This is a genomic window from Catenulispora rubra (assembly GCF_015356825.1).
In the GTDB taxonomy this organism is placed as follows: domain Bacteria; phylum Actinomycetota; class Actinomycetes; order Streptomycetales; family Catenulisporaceae; genus Catenulispora; species Catenulispora rubra.
The window spans coordinates 1-754 of the sequence record NZ_JAACYW010000676.1 but is presented as its reverse complement, the minus strand read 5'-3'; the positions used below and the strand labels follow the sequence as shown (position 1 = coordinate 754).

The 754-nt window shown below is 71.0% G+C and carries 2 protein-coding genes; both read right to left on the bottom strand.

What is annotated here, in order from left to right; genetic code table 11:
• Nucleotides 1–344: ArsR/SmtB family transcription factor (locus GWK61_RS54910; protein ID WP_194922346.1), on the bottom strand; the 344-nt coding region annotated here is incomplete at its 3' end.
• A 119-nt stretch (nt 345–463) separates the two neighbouring features.
• Nucleotides 464–631, bottom strand: a complete 168-nt coding sequence (locus tag GWK61_RS54905) for a hypothetical protein (protein WP_194922345.1) — start codon at nt 629–631, stop codon at nt 464–466.
• Nucleotides 632–754: the final 123 nt, after the last annotated feature.

Below are 754 nucleotides of genomic sequence, written 5' to 3'. Positions count from 1 at the left end.
CGCCCCGCTCCCCCCTCGGCAGCCTGCACCGCAGCAAGATGCGCATCGAGGCGACTGAGGGACGAGTCCCAAAACCGCCGGTAGCGCTCAATCCAGTCGGCCGCCTCCCGCAGCGGCGCCGCCTCAAGCCGACTCGCCCGCCACTTCCCCGACTGCGACCGCGAAATAAGCGCAGCCCGCTCAAGCACCTTCAGATGCCGCGAAACCGCCGGCATCGAGATCGACAGCGGAGCAGTGAGCTCCGTGACCGTCGCATCCCGCACAGCCAACTCGGCAATAATCGCCCGCCGAGTCGGATCGGAGAGCGCGGAGAACACCGCACTGAGCTGATCGGTGCCGCCCATCGGCAGATCCCTTCACTTAACCAACATGTTAAGCGTATGGACCCGCGCGCGACATTGTCAACGGACGAGCCGCCAGGCGGGCGCCCGGCGAGGCACCCGGGGCGCGGCTGAGCTGTGGTTCACCAGCGGCGCGGCACGCGAGCCGGGGCGGCCAGGCTTCCGGTGCCGGTGCCGGTGCCGGTGCGGGTGCCGGTGCGGGTGCCGGTGCCGGTGCGGGTGCCGGTGCGGGTGCCGGTGCCGGTGAGATCCGGCGCCCTGGCGCCTGCGGGTGGTGACGGACCACGCATGGCCAGCGACGCGGTTAGGGGGTCCGAAGGACCATGCGGGGTGTTGGTTCTGGGTCCCTCGCCGCGTCAGCGGGCGCAGCCAACCTGCCCGGTTTGGCGGTGTCAAGCCGGACGGAGCTGGAC